General features: G+C 72.9%; 18 protein-coding genes. 9 read left to right on the top strand and 9 right to left on the bottom strand.

Annotated elements, in window-relative coordinates; genetic code table 11:
* The first annotated feature begins 474 nt into the window (after window positions 1-474).
* Window positions 475-1,545: an LLM class flavin-dependent oxidoreductase gene (locus OG310_RS18425; RefSeq protein ID WP_329456970.1), complete on the top strand. Its 1,071-nt coding sequence runs from the start codon at window positions 475-477 to the stop codon at window positions 1,543-1,545.
* Window positions 1,546-1,754: 209 nt separating this feature from the next.
* Window positions 1,755-2,426 carry an FMN reductase gene (locus OG310_RS18430; protein WP_329456971.1) on the top strand — a complete coding sequence of 224 codons (672 nt, stop codon included), beginning with the start codon at window positions 1,755-1,757 and terminating at the stop codon, window positions 2,424-2,426.
* A gap of 271 nt (window positions 2,427-2,697) precedes the next feature.
* On the opposite strand, the gene OG310_RS18435 is transcribed toward OG310_RS18430, so the two are convergent.
* Together OG310_RS18435 and OG310_RS18440 are read right to left on the bottom strand one after the other, a co-directional pair.
* Window positions 2,698-3,846, bottom strand: coding sequence for a MerR family transcriptional regulator (locus OG310_RS18435; protein WP_329456972.1), 1,149 nt, complete (start codon window positions 3,844-3,846; stop codon window positions 2,698-2,700).
* A gap of 549 nt (window positions 3,847-4,395) precedes the next feature.
* Entirely contained in the window at window positions 4,396-4,827 is a 432-nt protein-coding gene (locus OG310_RS18440; RefSeq protein ID WP_329456973.1) for a hypothetical protein, read from the bottom strand.
* Window positions 4,828-4,998: 171 nt separating this feature from the next.
* On the opposite strand from OG310_RS18440, the gene OG310_RS18445 reads away from it, so the two are divergent.
* The 3 genes from OG310_RS18445 (at window position 4,999) to OG310_RS18455 (ending at window position 7,048) form a co-directional block, all read left to right on the top strand.
* Window positions 4,999-5,475 carry a DUF7144 family membrane protein gene (locus OG310_RS18445; protein WP_329456974.1) on the top strand — a complete coding sequence of 159 codons (477 nt, stop codon included), beginning with the start codon at window positions 4,999-5,001 and terminating at the stop codon, window positions 5,473-5,475.
* Window positions 5,476-5,736: 261 nt separating this feature from the next.
* Window positions 5,737-6,720, top strand: coding sequence for an endonuclease/exonuclease/phosphatase family protein (locus OG310_RS18450; protein ID WP_329456975.1), 984 nt, complete (start codon window positions 5,737-5,739; stop codon window positions 6,718-6,720).
* A 70-nt stretch (window positions 6,721-6,790) separates the two neighbouring features.
* A complete protein-coding gene (locus tag OG310_RS18455) occupies window positions 6,791-7,048 on the top strand; it encodes a DUF2630 family protein (RefSeq protein WP_329456976.1) in 258 nt (85 codons plus the stop codon).
* A gap of 291 nt (window positions 7,049-7,339) precedes the next feature.
* Here the strand turns inward: OG310_RS18455 and OG310_RS18460 are convergent, their stop codons facing one another.
* On the bottom strand, window positions 7,340-7,843 hold the full coding sequence (locus OG310_RS18460) for an RNA-binding S4 domain-containing protein (protein ID WP_329456977.1): 504 nt from the start codon (window positions 7,841-7,843) through the stop codon (window positions 7,340-7,342).
* 573 nt (window positions 7,844-8,416) lie between these two features.
* On the opposite strand from OG310_RS18460, the gene OG310_RS18465 reads away from it, so the two are divergent.
* From OG310_RS18465 to OG310_RS18475, 3 genes are all read left to right on the top strand, one after another.
* Entirely contained in the window at window positions 8,417-9,832 is a 1,416-nt protein-coding gene (locus OG310_RS18465) for an APC family permease (protein WP_329456978.1), read from the top strand.
* 160 nt (window positions 9,833-9,992) lie between these two features.
* Window positions 9,993-11,195, top strand: coding sequence for a hypothetical protein (locus tag OG310_RS18470; protein ID WP_329456979.1), 1,203 nt, complete (start codon window positions 9,993-9,995; stop codon window positions 11,193-11,195).
* A 101-nt stretch (window positions 11,196-11,296) separates the two neighbouring features.
* A complete protein-coding gene (locus OG310_RS18475) occupies window positions 11,297-12,910 on the top strand; it encodes a VWA domain-containing protein (protein WP_329456980.1) in 1,614 nt (537 codons plus the stop codon).
* Window positions 12,911-13,098: 188 nt separating this feature from the next.
* On the opposite strand, the gene OG310_RS18480 is transcribed toward OG310_RS18475, so the two are convergent.
* The 6 genes from OG310_RS18480 to OG310_RS18505 all read right to left on the bottom strand — a co-directional run bounded on the left by OG310_RS18480 (window position 13,099) and on the right by OG310_RS18505 (window position 18,184).
* Window positions 13,099-14,463 (bottom strand): sensor histidine kinase, encoded by a 1,365-nt coding sequence (locus OG310_RS18480; protein WP_329456981.1) that lies wholly within the window; start codon window positions 14,461-14,463, stop codon window positions 13,099-13,101.
* Window positions 14,460-15,113, bottom strand: coding sequence for a response regulator transcription factor (locus OG310_RS18485; RefSeq protein ID WP_329456982.1), 654 nt, complete (start codon window positions 15,111-15,113; stop codon window positions 14,460-14,462). Before OG310_RS18485 ends, OG310_RS18480 begins: the two co-directional genes overlap by 4 nt.
* 428 nt (window positions 15,114-15,541) lie before the next feature.
* A complete protein-coding gene (locus OG310_RS18490) occupies window positions 15,542-16,087 on the bottom strand; it encodes a hypothetical protein (RefSeq protein WP_329456983.1) in 546 nt (181 codons plus the stop codon).
* Between the two features lie 41 nt (window positions 16,088-16,128).
* Window positions 16,129-16,977, bottom strand: coding sequence for a heavy metal-binding domain-containing protein (locus tag OG310_RS18495; protein ID WP_329456984.1), 849 nt, complete (start codon window positions 16,975-16,977; stop codon window positions 16,129-16,131).
* A complete protein-coding gene (locus OG310_RS18500; protein ID WP_329456985.1) occupies window positions 16,974-17,165 on the bottom strand; it encodes a hypothetical protein in 192 nt (63 codons plus the stop codon). Before OG310_RS18500 ends, OG310_RS18495 begins: the two co-directional genes overlap by 4 nt.
* Before the next feature lie 17 nt (window positions 17,166-17,182).
* Window positions 17,183-18,184 carry a hypothetical protein gene (locus tag OG310_RS18505; RefSeq protein WP_329456986.1) on the bottom strand — a complete coding sequence of 334 codons (1,002 nt, stop codon included), beginning with the start codon at window positions 18,182-18,184 and terminating at the stop codon, window positions 17,183-17,185.
* Between the two features lie 415 nt (window positions 18,185-18,599).
* On the opposite strand from OG310_RS18505, the gene metG reads away from it, so the two are divergent.
* The gene (gene metG / locus OG310_RS18510) at window positions 18,600-20,207 is read left to right on the top strand and encodes a methionine--tRNA ligase (protein WP_329456987.1); all 1,608 of its coding nucleotides are present in this window, start codon (window positions 18,600-18,602) and stop codon (window positions 20,205-20,207) included.
* Window positions 20,208-20,297 lie beyond the last annotated feature (90 nt).

The following is a 20,297-nucleotide window of genomic DNA, read 5'->3' on the forward strand; positions in this document are numbered from 1 at the left end:
CGGTCGCAGATGGGCAAGTGTAGACATCGCCGGTTACCGGGTGGCGGGCGCGGCGGCGGCCCCGTAGCCGGGCCGCGGGGCGGGTGGGACCCCACAGAGTCGAACGGGCCGGTGGGAACGGGTGGTTGGTGCCGGGGGCCTGCCGCGTGGCGGGCGGGGCGTGCCGTCGCCGTCCCGGTCGCACACCAGGGAGCGCCGGTCGCATACGCACGGTGGTCGCGCCAACGCAGGGTGTGGCTGGGGTTCTGTCTGATGTGGTTCTCGCGGCTCTCGGGGGGCCCGGCGGCAGGGCCGGCGCGGGTTGCGGGCCCCGGCCGAGGGGCCGGGAATAGGAGGTGGGGGGCGTCCGTTACAGTGGCTAGTTCAACGTTCAACAAATTGGATTCGACAGTGCGGCGGGGACCGGCGGACAGCGTGCGGGGACCCCACCGCAGGGCGAAGCCCACCAGCAGAAATGGGAAAGGTGAGTGCGCGATGCAGTTCGGGATCTTCACCGTCGGTGACGTCACTGCCGACCCGACCACCGGACGGACGCCGAGCGAGCACGAGCGGATCAAGGCGATGGTGGCCATCGCGCAGAAGGCCGAGGAGGTCGGGCTCGACGTGTTCGCGACCGGCGAGCACCACAACCCGCCCTTCGTCCCGTCCTCGCCGACCACGATGCTCGGCTACATCGCGGCGAAGACGGACCGGCTGGTCCTTTCCACCTCGACCACGCTGATCACGACGAACGACCCGGTGAAGATCGCCGAGGACTTCGCGATGCTCCAGCACCTGGCCGGCGGCCGGGTCGACCTCATGATGGGGCGCGGCAACACCGGCCCCGTCTATCCGTGGTTCGGCAAGGACATCCGTCAGGGCATCCCGCTCGCCGTGGAGAACTACGCCCTGCTGCACAAGCTGTGGCGCGAGGACGTGGTGGACTGGGCGGGCAAGTTCCGTACGCCCCTGCAGGGCTTCACCTCGACGCCGCGCCCGCTGGACGACGTACCGCCGTTCGTCTGGCACGGGTCCATCAGGTCGCCGGAGATCGCGGAACAGGCCGCCTACTACGGTGACGGCTTCTTCGCGAACAACATCTTCTGGCCGAAGGGTCACTTCCAGAAGCTGATCGAGCTCTACCGGCGCCGCTACGCCCACTACGGCCACGGCACACCCGAGCAGGCGATCGTCGGTCTCGGCGGCCAGGTGTTCATGCGGGCGAAGTCGCAGGACGCCGTGCGGGAGTTCCGCCCGTACTTCGACAACGCCCCCGTCTACGGGCACGGTCCCTCGCTGGAGGAGTTCACCGAGCAGACCCCGCTGACCGTGGGCAGCCCCCAGGAAGTGATCGAGAAGACGCTGGCCTTCCGGGAGACCTTCGGCGACTACCAGCGGCAGTTGTTCCTGATGGACCACGCGGGTCTGCCGCTGAAGACGGTCCTTGAACAGCTCGACCTGCTGGGCGAGGAGGTCGTCCCGGTGCTGCGGAAGGAATTCGCGGTCGGGCGCCCGGCGGACGTGCCGGACGGGCCGCCCGTCCACCCGGCCCTCGCGCAGGCCTGAGGCACGCCCGAGGTAACGGCTGTCGGCCCGGAGCCCGGGGCAGCGGACTCGCGGCTCGGGGCGACGGGCCTCCGCTCCGGCGACGGGCCTCCGCTTCGGCGAGGGCCCCGGCCGGGAGCGGCGGGCTCCGCCCCGGGGCAGCGGGTGAAGGGAACGAACAGGGAGACCACCGGTCGCACGACCGGTCGGCCGAGGAGTTGAGGGACGGGATGAACGAGCTGAAGCTGGTGGCCGTGACGGCGGGGCTGAGCAAGCCGTCGTCGACGCGACTGCTCACGGACCGGCTGGTGAGCGCCGTGACGGAGCACGTACCGGCCGGCACGGCTGTCGACGTACGCGTCGTCGAACTGCGTGACCTCGCGGTCGACATCGCGAACAACCTGGTCTCCGGTTGGCCGTCCGAGGCGCTGAGCGGCGCACTCGACGCGGTCACCGGCGCGGACGGGCTGATCGCGGTGACACCCGTGTTCGCCGGCTCGTACAGCGGACTCTTCAAGTCCTTCTTCGACCTGGTCGAACCGGACGCCCTGACCGGTACGCCGGTCCTGCTGGCCGCCACCGGCGGCACGGCCCGCCACTCGCTGGTCGTGGAGCACGCGATGCGCCCGCTGTTCTCCTACCTGCACGCGCTGACGCTGCCCACGGCGGTCTTCGCCGCGACGGACGACTGGGGCGCGGGCGCCGACACCTACGGCGGCGGCCTCCCGGCCCGGATCACCCGCGCCGGCGAGGAGTTCGCGGCGCTGGTGACCCCGGCGGGCGGCGATGCCGTCCCGCACGCCCGCCGCGAGTCGGCGCCGGGCGCGGGGGAGGGCGAGGGCACGGGGGAGGGCGCCGAACCCGAGGTGGTCCCCTTCGAGCAGCTCCTCGCGGGCCTCTGAGACGGCGACGAGGGGCGAGAAGCGGCCCGAGAGGCCGGCAGGGCTGGCCGCCGGCCGAGCGCGCGCCCGTGAACAGCGGGACGCGCGCCGCGCCGTACGGTTCTCCCTTACGCGACCGGCCGTCCGGTCACCGGGGCACTGATGCGGCGAGGCAGCGGGATGCGTCCTTTCCGCATGCCGCGCGCACGCGATCGGCACGTCCTGGCCAGGCGCCAGGCCGCTGCCTCGGCGAGGTAGCGCGTATGGCGTTCGTGGCCTGCCCCGGCGGCGCTCACAGTGCCACCACGTCGGCCACCACGCACCCGGCGTTGTCCGGCGCTCCCGCCGCCTCCACCAGGGATATCAGCGCTGCCACCGCCGCCTCGGGCGAGGGGGACTCCGAGGGCGCGAGGGCCGCCCGTATCGCGTCCTGTGCGACGACCGCCGACAGCCCGTCCGAGCACAGCAGGAAACGATCGCCGGGCTCGGTGTCGCGCAGCCGCACGTCGAAGGTGCCCACCCCGTGTCCCGTGCCGTCGCTGTCCCCGGCCCCGCCGCCGGTGAGCGCCCGCACCAGCATGGCCCGCTGCGGGTGCGAGGCCGCCTCCGCCGGATCCAGGTCGCCCGCGTCGACCATCGCCTGCACCACGGTGTGGTCGTGCGTGATCAGGAACAGCTCACCGTCCCGCAGCAGATACGCGCGGGTGTCCCCTATGTGCACCAGCGCCAGTTGCGACCCCGTCCACGCCAGCGCGGTGAGCGTCGTACCCGAATCCTCGAAGGGTTCGACCGCACGGCCGGCCGCCTCCGCCGAACTCGCCAGCGCGTTCAGCAGGTCGGCGCCTGACAGCCCCTCCGGGAGACGGGCCCGCAGTGCCTCGATGGCCGCCTCGCCGGCCGGGGCACCCAGTTTCCCGTAGCCGTCCGCGACCGCGAACAGCCGCTCGCCCGCGTACACCGCGTCCTGATTGGTCTCCCTGACCCGGCCCCGCGTCGTGTGCGACGCGTACTTGATCCCCAGCTCGCGAGCCGGTCCGAAATGAGCCTTCGCCATCACGGTCGTACCCCTTCCGGGCGGACCCTGCGGGTCCGCCGTCAGATGCTCGACGAGGAAGTGGGCCAGGTCACGGCGGGCCGCCGTCTCCGACTCAACGACCGCCCAGTACGCGGCGATCTCGCGCCCCGCAGCCACCGGGTCGCTCGCGAACAGGTCGCAGACCCCCTGGATCCGGGCCAGCGGCATCCCGATGTGGCGCAACCACACCACCAGCCGGGCGCGCTCCAACTGCGCGGGCTCGTAGTAGCGGTAGCCCGTCAGGTCGTCCACGCGCGCGGGCCGGAGCAGGCCGAGTTCGTCGTAACGCCTCAGTGCCTTCGCCGAGAGTCCGCTTGCCTGCGCGAACGCCCCGATCGTCAGTCGTGCCGTACCACCGCTCGCCATCCGCCCCACCCTCCTCGTACCGCGCGGTCCTCCCCGCCCGGCCCAACCGATGCTGGGGCTTCCCCCAACGGCAAGGTCAACCCCCGCTTCGGTCCCTGTCGACCCGCCGCCGAGCATCCGGCGCCCCACCCCGCGCGACGCCGCCGGGTACGCGCCTCGCGCCAACGCCACCACGGCGCGTGTCTCCCTGCTCGCTTTCAGCCTACGCAGGTCCCAGCACGCCAGGTGATCGGCAATTCACGCTCTGTGGACAACCCCCGGCCTGTGGACAACTCCGCCCCCCGGACGCCAGAAAGCCCCCGGGGCGCCGAGGTGGATCACCACCCGGTCGACGCCCCGAAGGCATCAGGGATGAGCAGGGAGCGGGGAGAGCAGGGAGCGGGGAGAGCGGGGAGAGCGGGGGGAGCAGGGAGGGGGGAGCGGGGAGAGCGGGGGGAGCAGGGATGTCAGGGAGAGGAGAGGCACCGGGGCGACGGCCAGGGCCCACACATGCCCGCTCGTCACGTCACGGCCCACTGTTCCGCTCCGGCGGCGCGCGCTGCCCGGCTGCTACACGCGGGTGTCCGCACGCTGTTCACGTGTGTACCACCAGTAGTAGGTCACCACCGTGACCGCGGCGCCGATGACCAGCCCGAACCCCACCGAGCGGTAGACGCTGAAGTCGGCGAGCCCCCGCAGGAAGCCGACGGACGTGCCGAGGAAGACGCCCCAGAGGGGCGCCCGCAGCTCACGGCTCATGGTGGGCTGGGCGAAGATGATCGCGTACATGACCGCCGCGAAGGCGACGCCGGACGCCAGCGCCAGCCACAGCTGGGTGAAGCTCGCCGGCCCGCCGGCGCGTGCCAGGAAGGACGCGTAGGCCCCGTAGCCGATGCCGAGGACGAGTGGCAGCCGCAGGGCGATCGCCGAGTGCTGGCCCTGGAGCATGGCCCGGCGGCTTGTGGAACCCCTCCGCGGGGTCGGTGCTGCGTGAGCGGCCATATCGGGGAACTCCTTCCCTCACGCCCCCGGAACCCCCACTGCTTCCGTTTCCAGGGCACACCCGCTGCCGGGTCGCGTCAACCGGGGAGCGGGTGTGCCCAGGGGCGGGAGCGCGGTCAGGTGAGGAGAAGATAAATATCCCTTTTGTCGTTTTGGGCGCACCATGTTCACATGAGCCAGAACACAGCACAACCTCCTCGTGGCGCCGGCTCCGACATGGGTGCGGGGCCCGGCGCAGGACACGGTCGGCACGATCACGACCACACCGCGGCCTGGGCGGCGGGCGGGACGCTGTTCGCGGGCACGCTGCTCCTCGTTTCCGGGATCATGGACATCCTGCAGGGGATCGTGGCCATCTCCAGGGACAGCGTCTACGCCCACGTGCACAACTACGTCTACTCGTTCAACATCACCAGCTGGGGCTGGATCCATCTCGCCCTGGGCGTGCTGATGGTGCTCGTCGGCCTCGGTGTGCTGCGGCGTGCCACCTGGGCCCGGCTGACCGGTATCGCGCTGGCGGCGCTGAACATCTTCGCCCAGTTCATGTTCCTGCCCTTCGCGCCGGTCTGGTCGATCCTCGCGATCGGCGTCTCGGTCTTCGTGATCTGGGCCCTGGCCTGGGACCGCGGGACGCACAGGACCGTGTGACGCGGGACCCTCGCGGCACGGGGTGCCGGGAGACGGCCTCTTGGGTAAGGATGCGGGCGGCGCGCCGGTCGGTCCGGTGCGCTGCCCGCAGCCCGTATCCGTGGGCGGCCGTGGATCCGTCGGCGGACACCGCCGTGTATCCGGCGGCCGCTTCGGAGCCGGGCAGGGACGCGGATCCGTTCCCGTCGCCCGGAAGGCCGGCCGTTGCCCACGTCGTCGCTCGCGCCTCCTCGCACCGAAGGCCCGCCTGTCCGCCGTCCGTTGGCGCTGCGCCTCGTACGCGGTGCCGTCCGCGCGGCCGTCTCGCTGCTGCTGCTCGCCGTGTCGGTGGTGGTGGCCTGCAGGGTGGCGGGGACCGACGGGGTCACCCCCGTACCGCAGTTGCTCGCGCTGCTGCCGTGGCTGCTGGTGCCCGCGGGGATCGCACTGCTCGGTGCCGCGGGCCTGCGATGGCGGACGGGCGTGCTGTGGGCCGTGGTGGCCCTGGTGGTCACCGCCTGGTTCGTACGGCCCTATGGGGCGGGCGCGTCAGCCCCCGTTCCGCCGGGGCCGGTCGTGGCACACCTGACCGTGCTGACCTCCAACGTCGAATTCGGGCAGGCGACGGCGGGCCTGATCGACGAGGTACGGCGGGAGAGCGCGCGCGGACGGAAACCGGACCTGGTCTTCGTGGAGGAGTGTTCGCTGCACTGTTCCGCGCTGCTGGACGCGCGGCTGCCGCACGCGCTCTATCCGTACCGCGACATCGTCCGGGAGGACGGCTCCAAGGGTTCCGCGATCCTCTCCGTGCTCCCGCTCGACGCCACGCCCGGCATCCCGTCCACGATGGCGATGCCCGGCGCGCGGGTCGCGCTCGGGGGCCGGACGGTACGGGTCCAGCTCGCGCACCCCCTGCCGCCGATCCCGGGCCAGGTCGACGACTGGCGCACCGAGCTCGGCCGGATCCGCGCGTACGCGGCGGCCGGACGCGGCGGGCCGCCCACGCTCATCGCGGGCGATTTCAACGCCACGCGCGACCACGCGGCCTTCCGCGACCTGCTGGCGGCGGGCGGTCTGCGGGACAGCGCCCTGTACGGCGGGGCCGCGCACACGCCCTCCTGGCCGCACGCGGCCCCCAGGCCGCTGGGCGTCCAGATCGACCACGTACTGGTCAGCCGGGAATTCTCGGTACGGGACGCGCGGTTCATCGGCCTGTCCGACACGGACCACCGCGCCCTGCTGGTACGGCTCGACCTGCACGGGTGAAGGGGGCAGGATCGGCATTAGGACCCAAGGAATCGTCGTCACTGACACGTGTGCGAGAGGCGGGCGCGCGATGAGCGCTTCGAACGACAACAAGGGCATCTTCCACACCATCGACGACCTCGTGGACGAGGAGCACCGGCTGCGCGAGCGCTCCGTCGGGACGCAGGGCCTCGCCGCCGAGGAGCGGGAGCGGCTCCGTGCGGTGGAGGTGGAACTGGACCAGTGCTGGGACCTGCTGCGGCAGCGACGGGCCAAGTCGGAGTTCGGCGAGGACCCGGCGGAGGCGAAGGTGCGCCCGGCGAACGAGGTCGAGGGCTACCAGGGCTGAGACCGCCCCTGCCCGCCCGTCAGGTCACGGACCGCCGTCCGGGCGTTCCGACTGCCCTGCCGTTCGGCGCCGGCGGATCGTGGCGAGGGCGAGGGCGAGGGCGAGGGCGAGGGCGAGGGCGAGGGCGGCGGACGGTGGCGGCGTGGTGCGGGCATGGCCCGTCGCCCCGCGACGGTTGGCGAGGGGGCCGCGTGGGTCCCGGGTCCCGAGTGCCCGGACGGCGCCCGGCACCCCCGCCGCGCCCCGACCCCTGACCTCTGACCTCTGACCCCCGCGATGGGCCGGCCCGTCTCAGTTGCCCTGGAGGCGGTCCAGCTCCCTGCGGTCGCGCTTCGTGGGGCGGCCCGCACCGCGCGGGCGCACCGCGGCCGGTGCCGTGAGTTCCCTCGGCGGAGGCGGCGGGCTGTTGTCGATGTAGCAGGTCGTGGCGACGGGGGCGCCCACCCGCTTCTTGATCAACTTGGTGATGACGACGCGTCGTTCATGGGCCGAGTGCCAGACGCGCACCTCGTCGCCCGCCCTCACCGGCTGTGACGGCTTGACGCGCTCGCCGTTCACCCGGATGTGGCCGGCCTTGCAGGCGGTCGCGGCCTGGGAGCGCGTCTTCGTCAGGCGTACGGACCAGACCCAGCTGTCCACCCGCACGGACGGGCCTCCGCCGGGGGCGGGGGCGGGTGCCTCGGCGCCGGGCGGCGGGGCCGGGGACGCGGCGGGAGTCCCGGCCTCGGCGGTCCGGCCGGGCTGCTCGGTCCGGCCGGACCGTTCGGTCTGCTCGTTCGGGTCGTCGGCGGGCATACCACCGAGCCTAACCGCAGCGCGCCGGCAGGAGCGGTGCCGCGGGACGGGGGCGGGAGAGGGCGGACAGCGGGAAGGGCGTCGGCGAGGCGGCCGCCCGCAGTCGGGCGCCGGGGTCCCGCGCGACGCGCCGCCCGCAGTCGGGCGCCGGGGTCCCGCGCGAGGCCCCGCCGCCTGCGATCGGGCCTCGCGGTGCTGGCCGGCGGTCCTGGCCAACGGGGAGCCGCCCGCGGCCGGGCGCCGGACCGTGCGTCGGCGCGCGTGACTTTGACGCGTACGCGTCGTTGGGTACGACGGCGTCGAACTGGTCTTCGTCATAGGGGACTTGCTCGAACAAGCCGTCCCGCGACCGGCGGTGTCGGACGGACTTGACGCCGTGAGGCACCGCGCGCGGCGCCGCCACGTCGCTACCATGCCGACCCCGCCCCTCTCCGGAAGCAGTGGGTGATCGCGATGCGCGGACGTAACGCACGCAGTGGACGTCGTGGGCCCGACGGGCGCGGCGGAGCCGTGCGCCCCGGCGCGCGGGGCCGTGGCGCGCCGGGGCGCGGCCTGCAGCCGGGGGTCCTCGGGATGTTCGCCACGACCGTGATGGCCGTCGCGGGCAGTGCGCCCGGGTACACGATCTCCGCCACGACGGCCGTGCTCGTCGGCGCGGTCGGCCTCGCGAGTCCCGCCGCGCTGCTGTACTGCGCGGTACCGATGTTCGGGATCGTCCTGGCCTACGGCAGGCTCGGCCGCGTCGACGGGAGCGCGGGTGCCGCGTACTCCTGGGTGGGGCGCACCCTCCACCCGTTCCTGGGCTTCCTCGCGGGCTGGGCGCTCGTCGTGTCCACCACGATCTTCATGGTGGCGGGCGCGCTGCCGGCCGGCACGCTCACGCTGTCCCTGTTCGATCCGGCGCTCGGCGACCGGACCGGGCTCGCCGCGCTGGTGGGGGCCGGGTGGTTCCTGGTGATGTTGGCGGTCGTGATGTGCGGGGTGCGGCTGTCCGTGCGGACGCAACTCGCCCTGACGGGAGTCGAGGTGGCGCTCCTCGTGGCCTTCCTGGTGCTCGCGCTCGTGCACGGCGGCGGGGGCCGGGACTTCGACTGGCGGTGGCTGGGGTTCGGCGACTTCGACGGGCCGGGCGGGTTCGCCGCAGGCGCGCTCGTCGCGACGTTCTACTTCTGGGGCTGGGACGTCACCAGCAACCTGAGCGAGGAGACCCGCAACAGCCGGCGGACCGCCGGGATCGCGGCGCTGATCGGGGTGGGTGTGGTGTTCCTGCTCTTCGAGGCGTACACCGTCGCCGTCACCATGCTCCTGACGCCCGGGCAGGTCGCGGGGGGCGGCGCGGACGTGCTGCGGGTGCTGGGAGAGGCCGTGTGGCCGGGGGTGGGCGGCAGGTTGCTGATCGTCGCGGTGCTGCTGTCGACGGTGGCGACGTTCGAGACGACCCTCATCCAGGTGACCCGGTCCCTGTTCGCGATGGGCCGCGACCGTACGCTGCCCGCCGCGCTCGGCCGGGTGCACCGCCGGTGGAACACCCCGTACACGGCGATCGCGGTGGTCGGTGTGGTGGCCCTCGTGATGCTGCTGGCCGCGGGCCTGTTCGGGTCGGTCACGGAGGTCGTGTCGGACGCGGTGACCGCCATCTCCCTCCAGATATGTGTGTATTACGGGCTCGCGGGGCTTGCCGTGGTCGTCGCCTACCGGAAGCTGCTGCTGACCTCCGTGAAGGAGTTCCTGCTGAGCGGGGTCTGGCCGCTGCTGGGTTCCGTGTTCGTGTTGTGGATGTTCTTCGAATCGCTGGGCCGGCTGACGGGACCGCAGGCCACCATCGGGCTCGGAGGACTCGGTATCGGAATCGTCCCGATGTTCTGGTACTGGCGGAAGGGCAGTTCGTACTACCGTCCAGCACGCCTGGACGCGTCGCGGGCGACCGCGGGACCTGCCCGGGAAAACGGTGTACGGCACGACGACGGCGCGATGGCGACGGACTTCTGAGGGCGTGGGAGCACGCGGGGGCGCGCGGGACGAAGCGGGCCGGCTCAGCTGAGGAGGGTCTGCCATGGCGACGGAGAACCGGCACAGGTCGGCCGGAGGCCGCGGGTGGCTCGGACGGCCGGTATGGCCGGGACGTCCGGGGGTGGCGAGCTTCGCGGGGATGCCGGACACCGACCGCGCGCCCGCCGCACCGGAGCCGTACGAGAAGCGCCACAAGCGTGCGGCGCCCTGGGCGCCGGGGGGCCGCGGCACCCGGGAGCCGCTCGACCCGCACGCGCCGCCACCCGCGCCCGGCGGACTGGGATGGACCGTGCGCCCCGCCGCCCTCGCGGAGGACCAGGTGGACGACGGCCCGCCCTGTCCGCCGCCCGGCACGGCGGAGGACGCAACCGACTTCGACCCGGGCTTCGGCGACATACGGCTCACCGAGGCGCGCCAGGACATCGTGATCGGCCGCTGGCAGGGCGTACGCGACCTGTTCGCGGTCACCGGCGACAACTGGCCACGCCGTACGCACCGGTTGCGGGTCCTCTCCAACGCGGCGGCGGCAGGGTCGGTCTCCGAGACGTGGGCCGAGGCCGAACCGGGCAACCCGGACGCGTTGGTGCTGCGCGCGGCCACGGAGGTGGTGCGGGTCTTCGACGAGGCGATCGCGCTGCACGGCGGGGTACGTCCCGGCAAGGGCAGCGGCGTCGCGGAGTCCCGGCTCGACGGCGTCGTACGGTCCTGCCTGCGCGCGGCGGACGCGAGCCCCCTCGACCCGGCCCCCTGGATTTCCCTGCTGACGGTCGCCAGGCTGTACGGGAAGGGCGTGCGCGGCCCGGAACTGCAGCGCTGGTGGGACGGGTTGCGACGGCGCGACCCGCACAACGTGGAGGGGCACACCCAGTTGCTGCGGTACTTCTCCGCGCGCTGGCACGGCACCCACGGCCGCATGTACGGCTTCGCGCGCGACGCCGCCGCCGTCGCACCGCAGGGCTCACCCCTGCCGGTGCTGGTGCAGATCGCCCGTGTCGAGGAGTTCCGGTACGTGATCGAGTCGGCGGCGGCGCAGGGCACACCCCCGCCGTGCGAGACCGGCCAGCACTGGCAGCACGAGATCGCGGTGACGGATGCGCGGCGCACCTACGCGCGGTGGCTCGGCGGGCGCCCCGAAGGCCCGCTCCTCCCGGAAGAGGTCGGCAGCCTCAACTACCTGACCCACGCGCTGTGCCTGGCCGGCCTCGACGCCGCGGCGTCGGACGCGTTCGCGCTGCTCGGCGGCCGGGCGGCGCGCGCGCCGTGGTCGTACACGGGCGACCCGGAGGGGCAGTTCACGGCGTACCGCAGGGCGAGGCGGGGGGCCGGCCGGGACGGCGGCTAACCTTACGTATCCGCCCTGGCCAGAAATGTGGGGTCACTCCGGGTCGATCCGCAGGCCCTGACTTCCACCGGCACACCCAACTCAGCTGAAAGGGCTCCCCCATGGGCATTCGGAGCTTGTTGCGCAAGGTGTTCGGACGCGACGGAGCCGACACGCGCGGCCCCGAGGAGCGCAACGGTGACGAGTCCGCCACGGCGGCCGTCCCGCCGCAGGCGGACCGCGCCGCGTCGGCCCCGCCGGAGCCCGCGACCTCCGCGGAGCCCGAGGAGCCGGCGACGACCGAGCCGGCCGCCGCGGCCACGGAGTCCACGCCGAAGGTCCCCGGGCCTTCGCGCCCGGTCCCCGAGGAGGCGGCGGCGGACCTGGTGGCCGCGGCCTTCGACAAGCCGCGTCCGGCTGCCGCACCCACACCGAAGGTCCCCTCGCAGGGGAGCCACCGGGACACCGCGGAACCCGATGCCGTGACCGTCGAGGCCGAGCCCGCGCCGACGGTGGAAGAGGCACCGGTCGCGAAGCCCGAGGCCACGCCCGCATCGTCGGCCGAGCCGGTACATGCGGTGGAAGAGGCACCGGTCGCGAAGCCCGAGGCCGAGGCGGATTCCGCCGCGCCCTCGGAACCGGAACCGATCGCGTCCGAGCCGGAGTCCGAGCCGGAGGCCGCCCTGGCTGTCGTGGCCGTCGAGCCGGAACCGGCCGAAGCCGCAGCTGTCGAGCCGGAACCGGCCCCCGAGCCCGCGCCCGAGCCCGAGCCGGTCGCGTCCGCCGAGCCGGAGGCGCCGGTGGCGGCGGTGGCCGAACCCGAACCGGCCCCGTCCGCTGAACCCGCCCCGCAGCCCGAACCGACCGCATCCGCTGAGCCGGAGCCGGAGCCGGAGCCGGAGCCGGAGCCGGAGCCGGAGCCGGAGCCGGAGCCGGAGCCGGAGCCGGAGCCGGAGCCACTCGCGTCCGCCGAGCCCGAGCCCGCCCCCGCCCCTGCCCCCGAGCCCAAGCCCGCCCCGACCCCCGCCTCCGAGGTCGAGCCCGAGCCGGTGGCCGTCGCGGCGGCCTCGGCCTCCGCCGATCGTGTGCCGGAGGCTCTGAGAGCCGCGTACACCGCCGCAGGGGAGGCGTTGGGCGGGGCAGGCGACACGCCTGAGCGGGCCGTGTACCTCGTGCTGGACCGCTCGGGCTCCATGCGGTCCTTCTACAAGGAGGGCAGCGCGCAGCGTCTGGGCGAGCAGGTGCTCGCGCTCGCCGCACACCTGGGTACGGACGACCCGGTGGTGCACACGGTGTTCTTCTCCACCGACATCGACGGTTCCGCCGCTCTCTCGCCGGGCGCCTACGAGAACGTCATCGACGAGACGCACGCCGGACTGGGCCGGCTCGGCCGTACCAGCTACCACCGTGCCGTCGAGGAGGTCGTCGAGCACTACGAGAAGTCCGCGGCGGCCGCCGCGGGCCGGCCCGCGCTCGTCGTGTTCCAGACCGACGGGGCGCCCGACGCCAAGCTCGTCGCACGTCAGGCGCTGAGCGATGTCGCGGGCAAGAAGCTGGAGTGGGCGTTCGTCGCGTTCGGGCCGTACGACTCGAAGGCGTTCGACTTCCTGCGCAAGACGGAGCAGGAGATGGACCACGTCGGCTTCTTCCACGCGGGACCGGAGCCGCACCAGCTGTCCGACGCGGACCTGTACGCGGGTCTCGTCGCGGCCTGGGACGCGGCCGGGGGCCGCTGAACCGCTGCCGCTCCACCCGGCGTGCCGACGATCCCTCCATGCCCCGCGGGCCCGTTCCCGCGGGGCATCGGCATGGGCGCCGTGCTCCCGCCCCGCCCCGACCCGGCCCGCAGTCACGCACCGCCCGCACTTCGAGCGGACCGCACTCACGCACCGCCCGCACATCCGAGCGGGCCGGCTCCCGCACTTCAGAGCAGGCCGGTGCCCGCCGTCACCGGCGGGGGTGCGGATGGCGGGGGTGCGGTCGTCGTGGGAAGGACGACCGTGACCTCCAGGCCGCCGACGCCCCTGCGGCCGGGGATCGCCGAGACGCCGCCCCCGTGGGCCTGCGCGATGGAGCGCACGATCGACAGGCCGAGGCCGGCGCCCGCGCCCCCGCAGAGCCGGTCCCGGCCCTCGCCCCGGCGGAACGGCTCGAACAGTGCGGGGATCTCGGCGGGCGGCACCTGAGGTCCCGTGTTCGTGACGCGGAGGGTGCCGTTCTCGACACTGACGTGGACCGTGCCTCCGGGCACGTTGTACTTCGTCGCGTTGGCCAGCAGGTTGGCGGCCAGGCGGGACAGGAGCAGCCGGTTCCCGCGGACGGGCCGGGATGTGCGCTCGACGGCCCCGGCTCGCACGGCTTTCACCGCCACCCCGGACACCGGCGTCAGCAGGGTGACACCGTGCCGCGCCGCTTCCTCCCCCACCAGCTGCACGAGGTCGACGTCCTCCAACTCACCGTCCGCCAGGCCGCGTTCGCTGCGGGCGAGGACGAGCAGACCCTCGATGAGCTGCTCGCTCCTGCGGTTGTTGTCCAACAGCGTGGCGCGTGTGCGGGCCAGTTCCCCGGGTGTGGAGGCGTCGTCGAGTCCCACCTGGATGGCCGCCCGCTGGGTGGCCAGCGGGGTCCGCAGTTCGTGTGAGGCGTTGGCGATGAACCGCCGCTGGCTGTCGAACGCCTTCTCCAGCCGCGCGAGCAGCGCGTCGAGTGTGTCGCCGAGCTCCTTGAGCTCGTCGTCGGGGCCGTTCGCGGCGATCCGCTCGTAGAGGTTCCGCTCCGACAGTCCGCGTGCCTTCTCCGTCATGGCGCGGACCGGGCGCAGCACCCGTCCGGCCGTCCACCAGCCGACGACCACCGCGAACAGCGCCATCGCCAGCAGCGCGACCAGCGACCAGAACAGCAGCTCGTTGCGGGCCGCGTCGCTCACGTGGTCCGTGAGCTGGAAGAGCGTGACGCGCGCGGGCCGCTCCGCCTCCCGCTCGATGAACAGGGAGTCCCGTTCGCCGCGTCCTGTCCCGGGGACCGCGCTCCACACCGGGACGACATCGGCGCGGGCCGCGATGCGGGCCGCCTGGTCGTGGGTGCTGGCGTTGGAGAGCAGGTTCACGACCCCGAGCAGGCAGGCGCCGAGGACGACGAAGACACCGCCGTAGACGAGGGCGATCCGGGTCCTGATCGTGGAGCCGGGTCCGAGCACAGGACCCGGTCCCCGCACCGGGGACCGCAGCGGTCCCCGCGCGAAACCGCGTGCCGGGCCGGGTGCGGGAGGGGTGGCCGCCGTCGCGCTCATAGGGTGTAACCGACTCCTTGTACCGTCTTGATCAGCGGTGGTTCGCCGAGTTTGCCGCGCAGCTTGCTCAGGCACACCCGTACCGCTCCGGTGAACGGGTCGGCGTGCGCGTCCCACGCGCGTTCCAGCAGTTCCTCCGCCGAGACGGGCGCCCCGTCCGCCTCCAGCAGGATCTGGAGTACGGAGAACTCCTTGGGCGACAGGTCCAGTGGACGCCCCTCGCGCGACGCCTCCCGCCGTACGGAGTCGAGCCGCACGCCGGCGCGTTCCAGCTGCGGCGGCACGGGTCGCGCGCTGCGGCGCCGCAGGGCCCGCACGCGCGAGACCAGTTCGGGGAACTCGAACGGCTTGCCCAGGTAGTCGTCCGCGCCGAGATCGAGGCCCGCCACCCGGTCCTCCATCGAGGCGGACGCGGTCAGCATCAGGATGCGCGTACGGGACGACTCGGCGACGAGCTTGCGTGCCACGTCGTCGCCGTGCACGCGCGGCAGGTCGCGGTCGAGGACGACGACGTCGTAGTCGTGCAGTCCGAGGTAGGCGAGTGCGGCGTCACCGCTGTAGACGGTGTCGACGGCGAAGCCCGCGCGGCGCAGCCCCGTCGCCACCAGCTCGGCCAGGATCTCCTCGTCCTCGGCGACCAGCACCCGCATGCAGACGTCCCTGCCTCTCGCCCCGTTCCTTCGTGCGTCGGCCCTGTCCCGGCCGGGCCGGAGCGCTTTCGCTGGGTTCACCCTGAGTTGTCACGGTCCCGGAGGCAGTCCTACCGGATCGGGTGTTTCGCAAAGCTCTCCACGACTGGTCCGCGGGGCTGCCCACGGACCCGGCGGGAGGCTCCCAACGGACCACTCACGGACCGCCCAGGGACCACTCATGGACCCGCGACGGGCCGGCCACGAACCCGCGACCGACCCGCGACGGGCCGGCCACGAACCCGCGACGTCGTGGCCACGCACCCGACGCGACGCCCCGGGCGGGACCACGCGCACCCCGCACCCCGCACCGCGTCCCGCGTCCCGCGCCCCCCGCACGGGCCCGGCCCAGGAAGCCCGCCCGTGGCGAGTGCCGCCCCGGACGGTGGCTACTCGCCGCCGCCGACCACCAGTCGCTCCAGTGCCGCCCGGGCCCGCGCGTCCGAGCGGGCCCGGGTCGCGATCGCCTCGGCGAGCCGCCGCGCCCACTCGTCCATCTCCACCTGCGAACGGGACAGCACCACGCCCCGCACCACCTTCAGGACCTCCGGGACCAGGCGCCCGCGCGTCATGCTCAGCACCAGGCGCTCGTCACCGAGCGAGATCTCGGCGCGCTCGACACGTCCGTCCCGGCCGGCCATCCGGTCCGCCATCGAGCGCTTCCGTTCCAGCTCCACCGAGCCGGCCGGCAGCGCCTCGGCGAGCGAGCCGCTCAGCACCTGCGCGTACACGTCGAGATCGGCCGCGTCCCGGCGCAGGGCGGCGGCCAGCAGCTCGACCGAGGCACCCGGGGCACCCGGGTCGTCAGCGGCGCCGGAGGCACCGGGGACCGCGGGGACCCCGGGGGTCTCCCGTCCTTCGGTGCCGTCCTGCCCGCCCGTGCCGCCCGACGTGCCCTCCGCCGCTCCCGGCTCGTCTCCCCTGGCGTCGTCCATGCGTGACATCCCCCTTCTCGGCTCCCGGCCGTCGTCGTCTCTCAGCCGTCCAGGCTCAGCACCATCGTCGGCCGTGCGATCTCGTGGTCCTCACGCAGGGGGCGTACGGCGGTGCCGATGGAGAAGAACTCCGTCGTGTGCCCGCCCCAGCGGTGGTTGTGCGCGTTGAGCTGGACGCCGACGACGCCCTCCGCGTGCAGTTCCTCGGCCTCCGCCTGCATCCGGGCCATGGCCAGCTCCCGCGCGTCGTACAAGGCCTGCGTGAACTTCTCGATCTCCACGTTCTTGCCGAAGTTCGACAGCGACGCGCCCATCCGCTGGTGTGCCACGTGGTAGACGCACGTGCCCATCACCATGCCGAGCGGCGCATAGCCCGCCCTGATCAGCGTCCAGAAGTCCTGCCCCGACAGGTCGGAGGTGAACGGCTGGTCCTTGTTGTTGCGCCAGGACGTGCCGCCGGGCGCGGGTTCGTCCGCCTTCACGGCGGTGCCGATGGCGATGAACTCGGCGATGTCGTTGCCGAAGTCGCGTGCCTCGACGCTGAGCCGTACGCCGACGATGCCGTCGGCGCCGAGCTGCGCGGCCTCCGCCTCCATCCGCGTCATCGCCAGCTCGCGGGCGTGGTACATCGCCTGGCTGAGCGTCTCCAGTTCCTGGTTCTTGCTCCAGCGGCCGATCTGGATGCCGACGTGGTAGATGGAACTGCCCAGCACCAGGCCGATCGGCCGGAAGCCGGCTTCCCTGACCAGCAGGAACTCATTCACGGACAGGTCGCTGGTGAAGATCGCACCGGCCTTGCCCGGTGTCAGGTCGGCGAGCCGGCGCATGGCGTCGGCGGGGACACCCTCCTGCGAAGGTCCTCGTCCCGGCTCGGATTCCGTACCGCTCACATCGTCACCCCTGTCGTGTCCGCTGCATCAACTGTCGATTCGTTCAGGTCCCGCAGGTCCCGTACGTTGCCCGGGTCCCGCAGGTCCCGTACATTGCCCGGGTCCCGCAGGTCCCGCAGGTCCCGCAGGTCCCGCAGGTTCCCCGGGTCCTGCGCGTCCCTCAGGTCCCTTGTCCGCGTCGCGTTCATCGGCTCCACCGCGTCCGTCACCCCTGCTCGCCCAGGTCGTGAAGCTCCTCCACGAGACGGGACCGCTCCAGCGGGTCCCCGTACGGTGACGACTCCACGGCGGCCAGCCGGGCCCGCAGCCGGTCCGAGTGCCGGCCGAGCGGCAGGACGGCCAGCGTGCTCGGCTTGGTCGTGGACCGGCGGAAGGCGGCGACGGAGGTGCCGATCATGGTGGAGTCCGCGATGTGGTCCCGCTGGTCCGGCACCCGCCAGCAGGCGGCCTCCCGCACGACCAGCGAGCCCGTCGCGAGGATCACGCCGTCGGAGCCGCGCGAGCGCGCCATCTGGGCGAGGCGGCGGCGGGAGGACGCCCGCGCGGCCTGGACCAGTGAGGACCAGCCGTCGACCTCCGCGTTGCTCCAGCTGCTCGACTGGACGTTGGTGAGGAAGGTGTCGTGGGTGACGCCTCTGCCCATGCCCACCAGCAGTTCCACCGGGACCCAGCCGTTGGAGACGAGCTTCGCGAAGCCCTGGCCGTCCAGGTGGCAGGTGAAGGGGCGCTTCGGCCGCACCGGGCCGCGGGCCCGTACGGCGGTGCCGATGACCTTGAACTCCAGGTAGCTCGGGTCCGTGGGGAATGGCGCGACGGTGAGTTCCGCCGCGACCACGCCGTCACCGCCGAGCATCGCGCACTCGGTCGTGAGCCGTTCGAGCGCGGTGCGGCGGGCCGCGTCGTACCCCTCCATGCCGTAGACGACGGTGCGGGAGGGGGCGCCCCGGTTCAGCATGTCGTAGCCGGAGTACTGGCAGTCGTAGACGTTCCAGATCTGGTAGACGGCCGAGCCCATCACCTGCCCGACCGGCTCGAAGCCGACCGAGCGCACGGCCGCGAACGCGCCGGTGGACAGGGCGGACGTCCAGGTGCCGCTGCGCTGTGCGCCCGCCATGCGCTCGCGGGCGGCGGGCGGCAGCCCGACACCGTCCCACGGCGGTGGTTCGGCACCGTCCGACCGACCCGACTGCTCAGCGTCACCCGCCACCGGACCGCACCTCCTGCCGCCTGTTCGCCTGTCGTACGACCACCGTGCGCCGCTCTCCCGCCCGCGCCCGCTCGGGACCGTGTCCGGGCGGCGGAGCACCGGCCCCGTGCCGGATCCCGAGATCCTTCGACCCACGAGGTGGAACGATCGGCCGCGCGCCGAAGATCCCGGAACCGCTCTCTCGTTTGGCACCTTAGACGTCCCCACCCCCCGGGGAGGGGGACAGATGTCCAGTGTTCACCCGTGGCGCCCGGCGCGGGCGTACGGCACGACGGTGGGACGTACGGCGTACGACGCCGCAGGCAGGCCCAAGGACAGGCCGCAGCGAGGCTCACGGGCAGGCCGCGGGCAGACCGCGCGGGGGCCGCGGGAAACGGTTCGAAGGCACCGGAGCGCGGCGGATACCATTTCGAGCATGGCGGCCACAGAAACCGAAGCGCGGGGCGAGAAGACGTACTACGTCTCCACCCCCATCTATTACGTCAACGACGCTCCCCATCTGGGCCACGCCTACACGACCGTCGCAGGCGACGTGCTCACGCGCTGGCACCGCCAGCGCGGTGAGAAGGTGTGGTTCCTCACCGGCACGGACGAGCACGGTCAGAAGATCCTGCGCACCGCCGAGGCGCACGGGGTCACCCCCCAGGAGTGGTGCGACAAGCTCGTCGAGGAGTCGTGGCGCCCCCTGTGGACCCACCTCGACGTGGCGAACGACGACTTCATCCGCACCACGGAGAAGCGCCACACCGACCGCGTCCAGGAGTTCGTCCAGGACCTGTACGACAAGGGCGAGATCTACAAGGGCGGCTACGAGGGCCCGTACTGCGTGAGCTGTGAGGAGTACAAGCTCCCCGGCGACCTCATCGAGGCCGAGGACGGCACGCAGCTGTGTGCCATCCACAAGAAGCCGGTGGACATCCTCCAAGAGGAGAACTACTTCTTCAAGCTCAGCGAGTACGGCCCGAAGCTGCTCGCGCACTACGAGGAGAACGCCGGCTTCATCCAGCCGGAGTCCGCCCGCAACGAGGTCGTCAACTTCGTCAAGCAGGGCCTCCAGGACCTGTCGATCTCCCGCTCGACCTTCGACTGGGGCGTGCCGGTCCCGTGGGACCCGAAGCACGTGATCTACGTGTGGATCGACGCCCTCCTCAACTACGCGACGGCGGTCGGCTACGGCTCCGACGAGGCCAAGTTCGCCTCCACCTTCCCGGCGGACGTGCACCTGGTGGGCAAGGACATCCTCCGCTTCCACGCGATCATCTGGCCCGCGATGCTGATGGCGAACGGCCTGCCGCTGCCCGGCAAGATCGCCGCGAACGGCTGGCTGCTGGTCGGCGGCGAGAAGATGTCGAAGTCCAACCTGACCGGCATCAAGCCGCAGGACCTGACGACGCACTTCGGTGTCGACGCGTACCGCTGGTACTTCCTGCGGGCGATCGCGTTCGGGCAGGACGGCTCGTTCTCGTGGGAGGACCTGAGCGCCCGCTACACCTCCGAGCTCGCCAACGACTACGGCAACCTCGCGTCCCGTGTCGCGGCCATGGTCGGCAAGTACTTCGGCGGGAAGCTGCCGGAGGCCACCGCCGACAGCGACGCCGAGCGGGCCGTGCACGCGGGCCTGGCGAAGGCCGTCGCGGAGGCCGACCGGCGCATCGGCGAGGAGCTGGACTTCTCCGGCGGCATCGCGGCGATCTTCGACTTCGTCAAGCAGGTCAACGGCTACCTGACCGAGCAGGAGCCCTGGAAGGTCGCCAAGGACACCTCCGACGAGGCGCAGGCGCGCCTCGCGACGATCCTGTACACGGCGGCCGAGTCGCTGCGCGCGATCGCGGTGCTGCTGAACCCGGTGATGCCGGACACCAGCCAGAAGCTGTGGGACTCGCTCGGCGCGGCCGAGTCGCTGGGGGCGCTCGCCGACCAGCGGATCGCAGGGGTCGGCACCTGGGGCGGACTGCCCGCCGGAGCGACGGTGACGAAGGGCGCGGTCCTCTTCCCGCGCCTTGAGGAGCCCCCGACGGCTTGAGTCGCCCACGCGGCGGCGGCCGCGCCGATGTACTACGCGTAGCCGTAAGTCCACGCGGCCGTGGCGACGGACGCGCGCGAGGAGGCCGGT

It is taken from the genome of Streptomyces sp. NBC_01497 (assembly GCF_036250695.1).
GTDB lineage: Bacteria > Actinomycetota > Actinomycetes > Streptomycetales > Streptomycetaceae > Streptomyces.

Excerpts from the sequence above, each read along its gene's own strand:
- OG310_RS18470 (WP_329456979.1), top strand. The coding sequence starts at position 9,993 with ATGCCGGACACCGACCGCGCGCCCGCCGCACCGGAGCCGTACGAGAAG.
- OG310_RS18440 (WP_329456973.1), bottom strand. The coding sequence starts at position 4,827 with ATGGCCGCTCACGCAGCACCGACCCCGCGGAGGGGTTCCACAAGCCGC.
- OG310_RS18430 (WP_329456971.1), top strand. The coding sequence starts at position 1,755 with ATGAACGAGCTGAAGCTGGTGGCCGTGACGGCGGGGCTGAGCAAGCCG.
- OG310_RS18445 (WP_329456974.1), top strand. The coding sequence starts at position 4,999 with ATGAGCCAGAACACAGCACAACCTCCTCGTGGCGCCGGCTCCGACATG.
- OG310_RS18475 (WP_329456980.1), top strand. The coding sequence starts at position 11,297 with ATGGGCATTCGGAGCTTGTTGCGCAAGGTGTTCGGACGCGACGGAGCC.
- metG (WP_329456987.1), top strand. The coding sequence starts at position 18,600 with ATGGCGGCCACAGAAACCGAAGCGCGGGGCGAGAAGACGTACTACGTC.
- OG310_RS18455 (WP_329456976.1), top strand. The coding sequence starts at position 6,791 with ATGAGCGCTTCGAACGACAACAAGGGCATCTTCCACACCATCGACGAC.
- OG310_RS18500 (WP_329456985.1), bottom strand. The coding sequence starts at position 17,165 with ATGAACGCGACGCGGACAAGGGACCTGAGGGACGCGCAGGACCCGGGG.
- OG310_RS18490 (WP_329456983.1), bottom strand. The coding sequence starts at position 16,087 with ATGGACGACGCCAGGGGAGACGAGCCGGGAGCGGCGGAGGGCACGTCG.
- OG310_RS18460 (WP_329456977.1), bottom strand. The coding sequence starts at position 7,843 with ATGCCCGCCGACGACCCGAACGAGCAGACCGAACGGTCCGGCCGGACC.
- OG310_RS18480 (WP_329456981.1), bottom strand. The coding sequence starts at position 14,463 with ATGAGCGCGACGGCGGCCACCCCTCCCGCACCCGGCCCGGCACGCGGT.
- OG310_RS18485 (WP_329456982.1), bottom strand. The coding sequence starts at position 15,113 with ATGCGGGTGCTGGTCGCCGAGGACGAGGAGATCCTGGCCGAGCTGGTG.
- OG310_RS18465 (WP_329456978.1), top strand. The coding sequence starts at position 8,417 with ATGTTCGCCACGACCGTGATGGCCGTCGCGGGCAGTGCGCCCGGGTAC.
- OG310_RS18425 (WP_329456970.1), top strand. The coding sequence starts at position 475 with ATGCAGTTCGGGATCTTCACCGTCGGTGACGTCACTGCCGACCCGACC.
- OG310_RS18435 (WP_329456972.1), bottom strand. The coding sequence starts at position 3,846 with ATGGCGAGCGGTGGTACGGCACGACTGACGATCGGGGCGTTCGCGCAG.